This window comes from Mitsuaria sp. RG, assembly GCF_028369275.1.
Lineage (GTDB): Bacteria > Pseudomonadota > Gammaproteobacteria > Pseudomonadales > Pseudomonadaceae > Aquipseudomonas > Aquipseudomonas peradeniyensis.
Map to the genome: position 1 here is coordinate 73,328 of NZ_JAQMYQ010000024.1, position 12,769 is coordinate 86,096.

Annotated in this window: 15 protein-coding genes; 8 read left to right on the top strand and 7 right to left on the bottom strand. The window is 66.4% G+C overall.

Annotated features, from left to right (window positions below; all coding sequences use genetic code 11):
• Window positions 1–238 precede the first annotated feature (238 nt).
• From POF53_RS15030 to POF53_RS15045, 4 genes are all read left to right on the top strand, one after another.
• Entirely contained in the window at window positions 239–1,273 is a 1,035-nt protein-coding gene (locus tag POF53_RS15030) for an acyltransferase family protein (RefSeq protein ID WP_254464541.1), read from the top strand.
• A 57-nt stretch (window positions 1,274–1,330) separates the two neighbouring features.
• A complete protein-coding gene (gene nfuA, locus POF53_RS15035; protein WP_023630602.1) occupies window positions 1,331–1,915 on the top strand; it encodes a Fe-S biogenesis protein NfuA in 585 nt (194 codons plus the stop codon).
• 295 nt (window positions 1,916–2,210) lie between these two features.
• Window positions 2,211–2,819 carry an SCO family protein gene (locus POF53_RS15040; RefSeq protein WP_203646248.1) on the top strand — a complete coding sequence of 203 codons (609 nt, stop codon included), beginning with the start codon at window positions 2,211–2,213 and terminating at the stop codon, window positions 2,817–2,819.
• Complete coding sequence (locus tag POF53_RS15045; RefSeq protein ID WP_203646249.1) at window positions 2,820–3,302, top strand: copper chaperone PCu(A)C; 483 nt, start codon at window positions 2,820–2,822, stop codon at window positions 3,300–3,302.
• A gap of 123 nt (window positions 3,303–3,425) precedes the next feature.
• Here POF53_RS15045 and POF53_RS15050 read toward each other — a convergent pair whose 3' ends face one another.
• Complete coding sequence (locus POF53_RS15050) at window positions 3,426–3,653, bottom strand: hypothetical protein (RefSeq protein ID WP_023630605.1); 228 nt, start codon at window positions 3,651–3,653, stop codon at window positions 3,426–3,428.
• A gap of 15 nt (window positions 3,654–3,668) precedes the next feature.
• Entirely contained in the window at window positions 3,669–4,820 is a 1,152-nt protein-coding gene (locus tag POF53_RS15055) for an MFS transporter (RefSeq protein WP_203646250.1), read from the bottom strand.
• A 108-nt stretch (window positions 4,821–4,928) separates the two neighbouring features.
• Between POF53_RS15055 and POF53_RS15060 the strand changes: the two genes are divergently transcribed.
• Window positions 4,929–5,738 (top strand): AraC family transcriptional regulator, encoded by an 810-nt coding sequence (locus POF53_RS15060; protein WP_203646251.1) that lies wholly within the window; start codon window positions 4,929–4,931, stop codon window positions 5,736–5,738.
• On the opposite strand, the gene POF53_RS15065 is transcribed toward POF53_RS15060, so the two are convergent.
• From POF53_RS15065 to POF53_RS15085, 5 genes are all read right to left on the bottom strand, one after another.
• Window positions 5,698–6,531: an AraC family transcriptional regulator gene (locus POF53_RS15065; RefSeq protein ID WP_498968321.1), complete on the bottom strand. Its 834-nt coding sequence runs from the start codon at window positions 6,529–6,531 to the stop codon at window positions 5,698–5,700. The two genes, POF53_RS15060 and POF53_RS15065, sit on opposite strands and share 41 nt — an antisense overlap.
• Entirely contained in the window at window positions 6,528–6,842 is a 315-nt protein-coding gene (locus POF53_RS15070) for an AzlD domain-containing protein (protein WP_234563033.1), read from the bottom strand. Before POF53_RS15070 ends, POF53_RS15065 begins: the two co-directional genes overlap by 4 nt.
• Complete coding sequence (locus POF53_RS15075) at window positions 6,839–7,537, bottom strand: AzlC family ABC transporter permease (RefSeq protein WP_498968323.1); 699 nt, start codon at window positions 7,535–7,537, stop codon at window positions 6,839–6,841. The genes POF53_RS15070 and POF53_RS15075 overlap by 4 nt, the downstream gene beginning before the upstream one ends.
• A 104-nt stretch (window positions 7,538–7,641) precedes the next feature.
• Window positions 7,642–8,463 (bottom strand): aldo/keto reductase, encoded by an 822-nt coding sequence (locus tag POF53_RS15080; protein ID WP_498968325.1) that lies wholly within the window; start codon window positions 8,461–8,463, stop codon window positions 7,642–7,644.
• Window positions 8,451–9,356 (bottom strand): LysR family transcriptional regulator, encoded by a 906-nt coding sequence (locus POF53_RS15085; protein WP_475858697.1) that lies wholly within the window; start codon window positions 9,354–9,356, stop codon window positions 8,451–8,453. Before POF53_RS15085 ends, POF53_RS15080 begins: the two co-directional genes overlap by 13 nt.
• 127 nt (window positions 9,357–9,483) lie before the next feature.
• Between POF53_RS15085 and POF53_RS15090 the strand changes: the two genes are divergently transcribed.
• The 3 genes from POF53_RS15090 (at window position 9,484) to POF53_RS15100 (ending at window position 12,480) form a co-directional block, all read left to right on the top strand.
• Complete coding sequence (locus POF53_RS15090; protein ID WP_498968328.1) at window positions 9,484–10,173, top strand: CoA transferase subunit A; 690 nt, start codon at window positions 9,484–9,486, stop codon at window positions 10,171–10,173.
• Between the two features lie 35 nt (window positions 10,174–10,208).
• A complete protein-coding gene (locus tag POF53_RS15095) occupies window positions 10,209–10,865 on the top strand; it encodes a CoA transferase subunit B (RefSeq protein ID WP_050705131.1) in 657 nt (218 codons plus the stop codon).
• A 196-nt stretch (window positions 10,866–11,061) separates the two neighbouring features.
• Window positions 11,062–12,480, top strand: coding sequence for a short-chain fatty acid transporter (locus POF53_RS15100; protein ID WP_062360297.1), 1,419 nt, complete (start codon window positions 11,062–11,064; stop codon window positions 12,478–12,480).
• The last annotated feature ends 289 nt before the right edge of the window (window positions 12,481–12,769 follow it).

A 12,769-nucleotide genomic window follows, 5' to 3' on the forward strand; every position in this document is an offset into this window, starting at 1 on the left:
CTGTTGCGGTCGGAACTGCTGGATGGTTTCGGTTGAAATGGCTCTGCAGCCATCGCCGGGGTAGGAGCGGCCTTGTGCCGCGAAAGGGCTGCAAAGCAGCCCCAGGGGCCTCCAGCAACGCTGCAAAGATTGCTGGGGCCGCGCAGCGGCCCTTTCGCGGCACAAGGCCGCTCCTACCCCCGCGATGACATAGCCTGATTGCCGAAGCCTCAACGCACCGGTCAACGCAGGGTTTTTCATGCTGTATTCGCTTCAGGCTCTCCGGGCATTCGCCGCCTGGGTGGTGGTCTGCCACCACTTCATGCAGATCTTCTTCGACTTCCACGCCACCGGCCCCCTCGGCCAACTGCTCGCCGACCGCGGCGCGGTGGGGGTGGACATCTTCTTCGTCATCAGTGGCCTGGTGATCTACCTCTCGACCCGCGACAAGGACATCGCGCCCGCACAGTTCCTGCTCAACCGCGCCCTGCGCATCGTGCCCGCCTACTGGTTCTATACCCTGCTGATGGCAGCGCTGATGCTGGTCGCCAGCCGCTGGATGCCGCACCAGGTGTTCGAATGGCAGCACCTGCTGCTGTCGCTGTTGTTCATCCCTGCGGAGAATCCGGGTGGCTACGGCTTGTATCCGACCCTCAATGTCGGCTGGACGCTGAACTTCGAGATGTTCTTCTACCTGTTGTTCGGCCTGGCGTTCCTGGTGCGCCAGCGCCACCACCTGCTGTTGGTGACGGCGGCGCTGCTGCTGGTCAGCGAGGTACTGGGCCGCCTCGGCGTGCTCAGCCGCTTCTACAGCAACGACATCGTCTACGAGTTCCTGCTGGGCATTGGCCTGGGCGTGCTGTACCGCCGCGGGCTGATTCGCCAGGGCTTGTGGCTGCCGCTGGGGCTGCTCGGCGTGGCGGGGTATGCGCTGTATCACCTGGACGCCTCGCAGCGCCTCCTGCACTGGGGCCTGCCCAGCGCCCTGGTGGTGCTGGCGTTCATCGCCCTGGAGCCATTCTTCAAGGGTAACCGGGTGCTCAAGGCGCTGGGGGATTGCTCCTATTCGGTCTACCTGGTGCATGTGCTGGTGCTGTATGGCGGCCTGTTCGCCAGCGAACGCCTGCGCCTGAATCCGTACCTGGTGTTCGCCTTGTGCGTGCCGTCAATCGGACTAATGTCGTGGCTCAGCTACCACTGGCTGGAGCGTGGCCTATACGGGCGGCTCAAGGCCGGATTCGCGGGGCGTGGCGCCCAGGAGCCTGCGCTGGCGCTATCCCGAGTCAAATGCTAGGACTTTGTTCGAGGGCCGGGTTGGCGTACACTGCCGGCAAGTCTGTGAGGAACTTCCATGAGCGCTATAACCATTACCGACGCCGCCCATGATTACCTGGCCGATCTGCTCTCCAAGCAGAACACGCCTGGCATCGGCATCCGTATCTTCATCACCCAGCCGGGCACCACCTACGCCGAGACCTGCATCGCCTACTGCAAGCCGGGCGAGGAGAAACCCGACGACCAGCCGGTGGGCCTGAAGAGCTTCACCGCCTACCTCGACGCAGTCAGCGTGCCGTTCCTCGAGGACGCGCTGGTCGACTACGCCACCGACCGCATGGGCGGCCAGCTGACCATCAAGGCGCCGAACGCCAAGGTGCCGATGGTCAACGAAGACAGCCCGATCAACGAGCGTATCAACTACTACCTGCAGACCGAGATCAACCCGGGCCTGGCCAGCCACGGCGGCGCCGTGAGCCTGGTGGACGTGGTCGACGACGGCATCGCCGTGCTGCAGTTCGGCGGCGGCTGCCAGGGCTGCGGCCAGGCCGACGTGACGCTGAAGGAAGGCATCGAGCGCACCCTGCTCGAACGCATTCCGGAGCTCAAGGGCGTGCGTGACGTGACCGACCACAGCCAGAAGGAAAACGCGTACTACTGATCGCCAGTGGTGACGCCATCGCGGGGCAAGCCCGCTCCCACGCCTGGGCCATGCCTGGATCAATGCGTGGGAGCGGGCTTGCCCCGCGATGTTTTCAGGTGTTGTGCATTGATCCCTAGCAACAAAGTGTTACGGATTCAACCCCTGCGACAACCGGTCGCGCCCCGTAAACAAAGGGCTGCAGCCTGGTCGGCCGGATATCGGGTGGATGGTGCAGGGGTGGCGTGACAGAATGCCCCGGTTTTCTGGCCGGCCCATCCCAGGGGTCGGCACCTTCCCTGTAAAGGATGGTTCCATGAATGATCTGTTGACCCGGCGCGCGGTTGTCGCCGGGATGGGCGTACTGGGGCTTGGCCTGCTGGCGGGTTGCAACCCGGCCCGGGGCCTGGACTTCAAGTACGGCAAGAACATGAGCAACGAGATCCTCGGGCGCAAGTTCAAGCTCAAGGACACTCAAGGCAACGAGCGCACCCTGTCGAGTTTCTACGGCTCGATGCCGATGATCTTCTTCGGCTTCACCCAGTGCCCGGCCGTCTGCCCGACCGCCATGGCGCGCGTGGCGCAGATCCGCAAGATCCTGCGCGGCCGTGACCGTGACCTGTTCCAGCCGGTGTTCATCACCCTGGATCCGGAGCGCGACAGCCCCGAGATACTCGATGCCTACGTCAAGGCCTTCGACCCGTCGATCGTCGCCCTGACCGGTACCCCCGAGGAAATCGCCGAGGTGGCCCGGGAATTCAAGGTGTTCTACGAAAAGGTCCCGGCCGGCGACACCTACACTGTCTCTCACTCGTCCACCAGCTACGTCTACGACACACGTGGCACCCTGCGCCTGAGCCTGGGCCATTCCCTGAACGCCAAGGAATGTGCCGAGGACCTGGTCACCCTGATGGAGATCTGCTGAATGTCGATGCAACCGATCAAACGCGGTCTGGCCGCCCTGGCCCTGCTGGGCATGACCCTGCCGGCGTTCGCCCAGACCACCGTGAGCGACGCCTGGGTGCGCGCCAGCGTACCGCACCAGCAATCGACCGGCGCCTTCATGACCCTGACTGCCAGCAGCGACAGCAAGCTGGTGAGCGTCGCCTCACCCGTGGCCAAGGACGTGCAGGTGCATGAGATGGTCATGAACGGCGATGTGATGAAGATGGGGCCGGTCGATGCCATCGCGCTGCCGGCGGGCAAGCCCGTCAAGCTGGACCCCAATGGCTACCACGTGATGTTGATGGGCCTGAACCAGCAGGTGAAGGAAGGCGAGCAGGTGCCGCTGACCCTGACCATCATCGATGCCAAGGGCGCGAAGGAAACCTTGCAGGTGCAGGCGCCGGTGCGTGCGCTCAACGCCGAGGCCAGCGGCGGGCATGACCATATGCATATGAACCACTGATCGTGGATCGGGGGCGCTTTGCGCCCGTTCGCGGCACAAGGCCGCTCCTACAGAGGAAATCGCAGTCCCCTGTAGGAGCGGCCTTGTGCCGCGAACGGGCTGCAAAGCAGCCCCAGCGGCCCGTCAGCTACGAAAACGTGGCAACGGCCGTTCGATGTTCAGCGAGGTCAGGGTCTTGCGCACCTGTGCATCCTCGGCCTCCAGCGCCTTCAGGCTGGCGCGGATCTTGCCGGCGGCGGGCACATCGCCCTGGCGGTCGATCCAGTCGGCGATCTCCTTGCAGGCGCTGCTCAGGCAGGCCTGGCGCTGGCTCATCAGCGACAGGAGCGTGGTGATTTCTCGTTCGGACATGACGCGATCCTCCATTCAGCCCCTTGAGTGTAGCAGCGCCCGGCCAGGCTGCTCGTAGCCGATGGCCAGTGCCCAGCCCGCCAGCGCACAGACAAACAGCGTCGCCCCCATAGCCTGGCAGGCACCCGCCAGCAGCAGTCCCGCGCCAATCTGCAGGTAGTAGAACAAGCCGAACAACGCGCCCGCCGTGCCACGGCAGTCGGCGTAGTCGACCAGCGCCGAGCCCAGCACCAGCGGAATCGCCATGGCGAAGGCGAACATCACCAGGGCCATGGCCAGCACCGTCCACAGGCTGTCGCCCAGCCCCAGCAGTGCCAGCGCCGCCAGCAGGTCGAGCAGGCACGCCAGGCGCAGCAGGCGCGCCGTGGCCACCCCGCGCTGCAACAGTCGTGCATTGAGTCGCGCGCCCAGCAGCGAGCCGAGCGCCAGCGCCGCGCCGGAGTAGCCCATCCACGGGCTGGCGCCGAGGCGCTCGAAAACAAACGGCGCCAGGCTGTACCAGCTGAACACGCTGATGTTGAACACTGCCACCAGGGCGCTGGCCAGCAGCACGCGACGGTCGCGCAGCAGGCGTCGCAGCACCTGGCCGAGCGCGGGCGTCGCCTGCGCGGCGGGGCGCGTCTCGGGCAGGCCGCGCCAGGTCCAGGCGAGCAGCAGCGCGGCCATCAGCAACTGGCCGGCGAGTACACCGTGATAGCCGAACAGCCGGTCCAGCCAGGCGCCGCTGATCAGCCCGAGCGCCGGGCTGAGCGCCAGGCATACGCCGATCAACGAGAACACCCGGGCCAGTTCAGGGCCGGCGTGGCGATCGCGCAGGATGGTCTGGGTGACCACCGAGCCCACCGCCGCCGCGAAGGCCGCCACGATCCGCGCCAGCAGCAGTTGGCTGAAGTCGACCGCCAGCAGCGCCGCCAGTGCTGCGGTGGTATAGAGCGACAGGCCGGCAAGCATGGCCGGGCGCCGCCCCCACAGGTCGCAGGCACGCCCCCAGGCCAGCACGCCGACGGCAAACGCGACGAAGTACAGCGACAGGGTCAGCGAAGCCTGGGCAGCGCTGACGGCGAATGCTTCGGCCAAGGAGACCAGGGCAGGGCTGTAGAGGGTTTCGGCGACTTGCGGAAACATCAGCAGGGCGGTGGCCAGGGCCAGCCAGGAACGGGAAAGCATGGGAGTGAACGCCTTGCAGCACAAACGGGCGCTCATGGTAGGGACGTTGTGCCGTGAGCTATTATCGCGATTCCGTTGCTCTATCGTTGAAATCGGACAATTACAGCCATGGCCTGGTTAGCCCCCGACACCCACTTCGACCCCGATGCTTTCGACGCGCCGGTACTGGGCATCTGCTCGGCTCTGGGCGACCACGACTCGGGGCGCCACCGCCATGGCCGCGGCCAGGTGCTGTTCACCCGCCAGGGCTGCGTGCGCATCCAGACGCCCGGACGCCTGTGCCTGCTGCCACCGACCCAGGCTGCGTGGATTCCGGCGGGGCTGGAGCATCGGGCGCGCATGCGCGAAACGGTAGACTACCGCTCGCTGTATTTCAGCGCCGTGCTCAACGTGGAGCTGCCCGACGACGTGACGATCATCAGCGTCAACCCGTTGCTGCGCGAACTGCTCGAACGCATTGCCCAGGCGCCGTTCGACACGGCCTGGGACCGAGGTGACCAGGTGCACCTGCTGGCGCTGTGTCTGGGCGAATTGCGCCTGGCGCCGCGCCAGCCGATGTTCCTGCCACTGCCAGGCGATCGCCGCCTGGTTGGGCTGGTCGAGCGGCTCGAGCGCCTGCCGCCAGCGCTGGGTGAACTGGCGCGGCAGGTTGGCGCCAGCGAGAAGACCATCAGCCGCCTGCTGCGCCGGGATACCGGCATGTCCTATCAGCAATGGCGCCAGCAGTGGCGGTTGTTGCGGGCAATGGAACAGCTGGCGTTGCAGCGGCCGCTGGGCGCCATCGCCGACGACCTGGGCTTCGCCAGCGACAGTGCCTTCATTGCGTTCTTTCGCGGCATGACCGGCATCACGCCAGGCGCCTGGAACCGGGGCGCAGCTACAGGCCCAGACAGGCCTGGCGATAGGCCCCCGGCGTAACCCCATAGGCCTGCTTGAACTGGCGGCTGAGGTGGCTCTGGTCGGCGAAGCCCAGGTTGACGGCGACCTCCAGTGCCGGCAGGCCGCTGCGCAGCAGCTCGCGGGCGCGGGCCAGGCGGCGCTGCTTGAGCCAGGCGTGGGGCGGCAGGCCGGTGGCCTGGCGGAACACCCGGGCGAAGTGGAACGGCGACAGGTTCACCGCCGCCGCCAGGGCTTCCAGCGAGGGCGGCTCGGCCAGCCGGCTCTCCAGCAGTTCGCGGGCGCGGGCCACGGCCAGCGGCTCGTTGCCGGGGGCGGCGGGCTCGGCACAGTGGCCGTGGCGCTGCACCAGCGCCAGCACCGCCTGGCGCCAGGCGGTCTGTTGCTCCAGGGCGCTGGCGCAGGACTCGGACAACTGGTGCAGCTGGCTGAACGCGGCGGCCAGGGTCGGGTCCTGGATCACGCTGTCCTTGAACCGGGGCAGGCCGTGGCGGCCCAGTTCCAGCTCGTCGAGCACGCCGGTAACCCGCTCGTGCTCGGGGTAGAAACCGCGATAGCGCCAGCCCGCCTCGTGGGCGGTGGCGCCGGTGTGCAGCTCGTCGGGATTGATCAGCACCATGCTGCCGACCGGCGCCAGGTGCTCGCTGCCACGGTGCCAGAAACGCTGGGCGCCGGATTCGATCACGGTGAACACGTAGCCTTCGTGTACGTGCGGGGCGAAGCGCTGCTGGATGTAGCGGGCGTGCAGCATCTCGACGTCGCCGAGGGCGGGCGCCTGCCACAGGTGGGCCTGTTCGCGCAGGGGCGTGGTCATGCCAGCCAGCTGCGCAGGAGGAAGAAGATCAGCATGCTCGCCAGCATGCTCAGCAACACGCTGCGGGTCAACAGCACCAGGGCGATCGCCACCAGCGAGCCGAGCAGGTAAGGGTTCAGCAGGCTCAGCTCGAGCTGGTGGCCGGGCAGGAAGATGATCGGCCCGCAGATCGCGGTGAGCATGCCGGGCACGGCGAAGCCGAGGAACTGCCGCGCATTGGAGCTCAGGCGCAGCGGCAGGCGCGGTTCAAGGAAGGCGTAGCGGTTGAGGAACACCACCGCGCCCATGGCGACGATCAGCAGCCAGATCATGAGCGGCCTCCGGAGAATTTCTGGCAGATAAAGCCAGCGGCCATGCCCAGCAAGCCTGCCACCACCAGGGCAGTTTCCCAGTGCCAGTAGCTGAACAGCACCGAGCAGAACAGCGACACCGCCACGCACACCACGGTCGGCAGGTTGCGCACCAGCGGCGCGATCAGCGCGACGAAGGTGGCGACGATGGAGAAGTCCAGGCCCAGCCGGTCCAGGTGCGGGATGTTCTGGCCGAGGACGATGCCGGCCAGGGTGAACAGGTTCCAGGCCACATAGAAAGTCAGGCCGACGCCCAGGGCGTACCAGCGGTTGAACTGCTGCTGGTCGTGGTGGCTGGTCAGGGCGAAGAACTCGTCGGTGAGCAGAAAGCCCAGGCCCAGGCGCCAGCGGGTCGGCAAGCCGGACATCACCGGGCGCATGGACAACCCGTAGAGCAGGTGCTGCGAGGTCAGCAGCAGGGTGGTGAGCAGGATCGACAGCAGGTTGGCGCCGCCCTTGAGCATGCCGATGGCCACCAGCTGCGCGGCGCCGGCGAAGACGATGGCCGACAGGCCCTGGCCTTGCCAGGCGCTGAGGTTGGCCTCGATGGCCATGGAGCCTGCCAGCAGGCCCCAGGGCGCGACGGCCAGGGACAGCGGCAGGATGGCGATGGCACCGTGAAGGAAGGCATTGCGGGCGAGCGGTGGGCTGGACATGGGAACGACAACGAATCGACAGGGCAGGCCAGCATGACAGAGCGGCGCGGGGGCGGCTTGAACGATCTTGCTTTGTTGTCGATCATGCCGGCCCCTGTAGGGGTTCAGACCATTGCCAGGCGTTGCTTGCAGGTCGGCGCGGGGAAGGCCTGGTCGATGGCCCGCAGGTCTGCTTCGCTCAATATCAGCCCTGCCGCCGCCGCGTTCAGGCGCACATGTTCCGGGGCGGTGGCCTTGGGAATGGCGATCACGCCCTCCTGGCGCGTGACCCAGGCCAGGCTCACCTGGGCCGGCGTGGCGCCATGGCGTGCGGCGATATCGCCCAGCACGGGATGTCGCAGCAGGCGCCCGGCCTGGGCCAGCGGGCAGTAGGCCATGGTCGGCAGGCCCTGCTGCTGGCTCCAGGGCAGCAGGTCGAACTCGATGCCGCGCTCGGCCGGGTTGTACAGCACCTGGTTGGTGGCGCAGGCGGGGTTGTCGAGCTCGCGCAGGTCGTCGAGGTCGAAGTTGGACACGCCCCAGCGGCGGATCTTGCCCTGCTCGATGAGGCGCTCGAAGGCCTCGACGGTCTCCTCCAGCGGATACTGGCCGCGCCAGTGCAGCAGGTACAGGTCGATGCAGTCGGTGCCCAGGCGTTCGAGGCTGCGCTCGCAGGCGGCGGGCACGCCGCGCCGGCTGGCATTGTGCGGATAGACCTTGCTGACCAAAAACACCTGGTCGCGGCGCCCGGCGATGGCCTGGCCGACCACGCGCTCGGCACCGCCCTCGGCGTACATCTCGGCGGTGTCGATCAGGCCCAGGCCCAGTTCGATACCCTGTTGCAGCGCCGCCACCTCGGCGGCCCTGCGGCCTGGGTCCTCGCCCATGTACCAGGTGCCCTGGCCGATGGCCGGAACGCGGGAACCCGCCAGATTCACGTAACGCATGTCACCTCCTGTGGATGGGTATGGGTCAGCAATACATCGAGCAGCGCCTCGGCGGCCCTGGACAGCTTGTGATCGCTCAGGGCGATCACGCCGATGCGCCGCTCCACGGTCGGTTCGACCAACGGCACGCAGCGGGCGCCGAGCTCCTGCATCTGGCCGATGCACAGCGCCGGCACCGCGCTCACGCCCAGGCCGCTGGCGACCATGCGACCGATGGTCGACAGCTGGTGGCTCTCGAAGGCCACCGCCAGCTTGCCATGGTTGGCGGCCAGGTGCTGCTCCAGCAGCAGGCGCACCGCGGAAGGCCGTTGCAGAGCGATGAAATCCTCGGCCAGCAGCTGCGGCCAGCGCACCTGGGGCTGGCGGGCGAGGGGCGAGTCGGCGGGCACCACCGCGACGAAACGGTCCAGGTACAGCGGATGGAAGCGCAGCGCCTCGCTGCTCTCGGGCTCGAAGCCGATGCCCAGTTCGACGCGGCGGTGGCGCACCAGTTCCAGCACCTGCTCGTTGATCACATCGTGCACGGTGACGTTGACCTTGGGGTAGCGCTGGCGGAACACCTTGAGCGACTGCGGCAGCAGGTTGCCGGCGAAGGCCGGCATGGCCGCCACCGAGACCCGCCCCAGTTGCAGGGTAAAACGCTGGCGCAGCATCTCCTCGGTGTCGTCCCAGTCGGCCAGCAGGCGCCGGGCCAGGGGCAGCAGCACTTCGCCCTCGGGGGTCAGGCTGACGCTGCGGGTGGTGCGGGTGAGCAGGGCGCCGCCGAGGTTGTCCTCCAGCGCCTTGATGGTCAGGCTCAGGGCCGGTTGCGATACATGCAGGTGTTCGCCGGCCTGGGCGAAGCTCTGGTACTTGGCCACGGTGACGAAGGCGCGCAGCTGCTTGACGTTCATGGGGCGGGCCCTTTGTTTTGTAAAAGTTATCAATCGATGACGAAAACAAAATTAACAAATCAGTCGACTACAGTGAAGATGACCGTACGGTTCCAACAACTACAAAAGGCGACTGAGCATGGCCGGACTGGACAAGCGTGTAGCAACTTATGAAGAGGCCCTGGCGGGCCTGACCGACGACATGACCGTGCTGGCCGGCGGCTTTGGCCTGTGCGGCATCCCCGAGAACCTCATCGCCGAGATCAAGCGCCGCGGCGTCAAGGGCCTGACCGTGGTCTCGAACAACTGCGGCGTCGACGGCTTCGGCCTGGGCGTGCTGCTCGAAGACCGGCAGATCCGCAAGATGGTCGCCTCCTACGTCGGCGAAAATGCCGAGTTCGAACGCCAGCTGCTCAGCGGCGAACTGGAAGTGGAACTCACCCCGCAAGGCACCCTGGCCGAGAAGATGCGTGCCGGCGGCGCCGGTATCCCGGCCTTCTTCACCGCCACCGGCTACGGCACCCCGGTCGCCGAAGGCAAGGAAGTGCGCGAGTTCAACGGTCGCAAGTACATCCTCGAAGCGTCCATCACCGGCGACTTTGCCATCGTCAAGGGCTGGAAGGCCGACCACTACGGCAACGTGGTGTACCGCAACACTGCGCAGAACTTCAACCCGCTGGCCGCCACCGCCGGCAAGATCACCGTGGTCGAGGTCGAGGAGATCGTCGAGCCCGGCGTGCTGCTGCCCAGCGAGATCCACACCCCGGGCATCTATGTCGACCGGGTCATCGTCGGCACCTTCGAGAAGCGCATCGAAAAGCGCACCGTCAAGGCCTGAGCGCCGCCCTCAAGAACAACAAAGAGATCCTGACCATGGCATTGACCCGCGAACAAATGGCGCAACGCGTCGCCCGTGAACTGAAGGACGGCTACTACGTCAACCTCGGCATTGGCATCCCCACCCTGGTGGCCAACTACGTGCCCGAGGGCATGGAGGTGATGCTGCAGTCGGAGAACGGCCTGCTGGGCATGGGCGAGTTCCCCACCGAGGCCACCATTGACGCCGACATGATCAACGCCGGCAAGCAGACCGTCACCGCCCGCCGTGGCGCGTCGATCTTCGATTCGGCGCAATCCTTCGCCATGATCCGTGGCGGCCATGTCGACCTCACCGTGCTCGGCGCCTTCGAGGTGGATGTGCAGGGCAACATCGCCTCGTGGATGATCCCCGGCAAGCTGGTCAAGGGCATGGGCGGCGCCATGGACCTGGTGGCCGGTGCCGACAACATCATCGTCACCATGACCCACGCCTCCAAGGATGGCGAATCCAAGCTGCTGCCCAAGTGCAGCCTGCCGCTGACCGGTGCCGGCTGCATCCGCAAGGTGCTCACCGACCTGGCCTACCTGGAGATCGAAAACGGTGCCTTCATCCTGCGCGAGACCGCCCCGGGCGTGAGCGTCGAGGAGATCATCGAGAAGACCGCCGGCAAGCTGATCGTGGCGGACGATGTAAAGGAAATGACGTTCTAATCACCCGCACCGCACCGTCCCCCTGTAGGAGCGGCCTTGTGCCGCGAAAGGGCTGCAGAGCAGCCCCGCGATTTCGGCATCAGCGCTGAGATCGAGGGGCCGCTTCGCGGCCCTTTCGCGGCACAAGGCCGCTCCTACAGGGGTTTTGCAATACCTGATTAAAACTCCACCAATAAAACCAAAAAAGGAAAACATCGTGGCCGCTGATATCCAAGACAGCCGCTCCGCCCGCTTTGCCCTGCGCTGCTCCAACTGGGCCGAACGCTGGTTCCCCGACTCCTGGGTGTTCGCCGCCCTGGCGGTGATGCTGGTGTCCCTCGGCGCCCTGGCCATGGGCGGCAAGCCCACCGACACCGCAAAGGCCTTCGGTGATGGCTTCTGGAGCCTGATCCCGTTCACCATGCAGATGGCCTTCGTGGTCATCGGCGGCTATGTGGTGGCCAGCTCGCCGCCCGCCGCCCGGCTGATCGACCGCCTGGCGCGGCTGCCGAAGAACGGCCGCTCGGCGGTGTGCTGGGTGGCGCTGATCTCGATGCTCGCGTCCTTGCTCAACTGGGGCCTGTCGCTGGTGTTCGGCGGCCTGCTGGTGCGCGCCCTGGCCCGGCGCAGCGACCTGAAGATGGACTACCGCGCCGCCGGCGCCGCCGCCTACCTGGGCCTGGGCGCGGTGTGGGCGCTGGGGCTGTCGTCGTCGGCCGCGCAGCTGCAGGCCAACCCGGCCAGCCTGCCGCCGTCGATCCTGTCGATCACCGGGGTGATCCCGTTCACCGAGACCATCTTCCTCTGGCAGTCCGGGGTGATGCTTGCCGCGCTGGTGGTCGTCTCGCTGGTCGTGGCCTATGCCACCGCCCCGGGGCCGAACAGCGCCCGCAGCGCCCAGGACTGCGGCGTCGACCCGAGCTTCAGCGCGCCGCCGTCGCCACAGCGCACCCGCCCGGGCGAGTGGCTGGAATACAGCCCGATCCTGATCCTGCTGCTGGTCGCCCTGGCCGCCGGCTGGCTGTACCAGGAGTTCGCCACCAAGCCTGCGATCACCGCGATCTCTGGCCTGAACACCTACAACCTGCTGTTCATCATGCTCGGTGCCTTGCTGCACTGGCGCCCGCGCAGCTTCCTCGACGCGGTGACCCGTGCCGTGCCGACCACCACCGGGGTGCTGATCCAGTTCCCGCTGTACGGCTCGATCGCCGCCATCCTCACCCAGGTCAAGGGTGCGGACGCCCAGACCCTGGCCCACCATATCTCGGTGTTCTTCACCCAGATCGCCACCCATGACACCTATGCGCTGCTGATGGGCGTGTACTCGGCGGTGCTCGGCTTCTTCATTCCGTCCGGCGGCGGCAAGTGGATCATCGAGGCGCCGTACGTGATGCTGGTGGCCAACGACCTGCAGTACCACCTGGGCTGGGCGGTGCAGATCTACAACGCCGCCGAGGCGCTGCCGAACCTGATCAACCCGTTCTACATGCTGCCGCTGCTGGGCGTGCTGGGGCTTAAGGCGCGCGACCTGATCGGCTTCTCGTTCGTGCAGTTGCTGGTGCATGTGCCGCTGGTGCTGGTGCTGCTATGGGCGCTGGGCACGACCTTGCAGTATGTGCCACCGGTGATGCCGTAAGACCCAGGTCGTGGAGCTGCACGTCAGCTCCACGTCGTTTACGGCGAAGGGCGAAAATTTTTCTCTGTAACGCAACAGCTCTATCTCAAGGGTTTCATTCAATACGGAGAGAGGTGTTACAAAAAACTCAATGATGGCAAATTGACGCCAATATGATGGCAAAATAGTATGCCCGCCACTTTGCACTGTTCACCAGGGATTGGTCATGGCGGGACGTCTAGTTTCAGGGCGCAAAACGGCCCTCTGTGCGCTTGTCGGCCTGCTATGCAGCCCTGTGGCCTGGGCCGTT

Bases quoted from the DNA above. Each gene is read 5' to 3' on its own strand.
- POF53_RS15030 (WP_254464541.1), top strand. From the start codon at position 239: ATGCTGTATTCGCTTCAGGCTCTCCGGGCATTCGCCGCCTGGGTGGTG.
- nfuA (WP_023630602.1), top strand. From the start codon at position 1,331: ATGAGCGCTATAACCATTACCGACGCCGCCCATGATTACCTGGCCGAT.
- POF53_RS15040 (WP_203646248.1), top strand. From the start codon at position 2,211: ATGAATGATCTGTTGACCCGGCGCGCGGTTGTCGCCGGGATGGGCGTA.
- POF53_RS15045 (WP_203646249.1), top strand. From the start codon at position 2,820: ATGTCGATGCAACCGATCAAACGCGGTCTGGCCGCCCTGGCCCTGCTG.
- POF53_RS15050 (WP_023630605.1), bottom strand. From the start codon at position 3,653: ATGTCCGAACGAGAAATCACCACGCTCCTGTCGCTGATGAGCCAGCGC.
- POF53_RS15055 (WP_203646250.1), bottom strand. From the start codon at position 4,820: ATGCTTTCCCGTTCCTGGCTGGCCCTGGCCACCGCCCTGCTGATGTTT.
- POF53_RS15060 (WP_203646251.1), top strand. From the start codon at position 4,929: ATGGCCTGGTTAGCCCCCGACACCCACTTCGACCCCGATGCTTTCGAC.
- POF53_RS15065 (WP_498968321.1), bottom strand. From the start codon at position 6,531: ATGACCACGCCCCTGCGCGAACAGGCCCACCTGTGGCAGGCGCCCGCC.
- POF53_RS15070 (WP_234563033.1), bottom strand. From the start codon at position 6,842: ATGATCTGGCTGCTGATCGTCGCCATGGGCGCGGTGGTGTTCCTCAAC.
- POF53_RS15075 (WP_498968323.1), bottom strand. From the start codon at position 7,537: ATGTCCAGCCCACCGCTCGCCCGCAATGCCTTCCTTCACGGTGCCATC.
- POF53_RS15080 (WP_498968325.1), bottom strand. From the start codon at position 8,463: ATGCGTTACGTGAATCTGGCGGGTTCCCGCGTTCCGGCCATCGGCCAG.
- POF53_RS15085 (WP_475858697.1), bottom strand. From the start codon at position 9,356: ATGAACGTCAAGCAGCTGCGCGCCTTCGTCACCGTGGCCAAGTACCAG.
- POF53_RS15095 (WP_050705131.1), top strand. From the start codon at position 10,209: ATGGCATTGACCCGCGAACAAATGGCGCAACGCGTCGCCCGTGAACTG.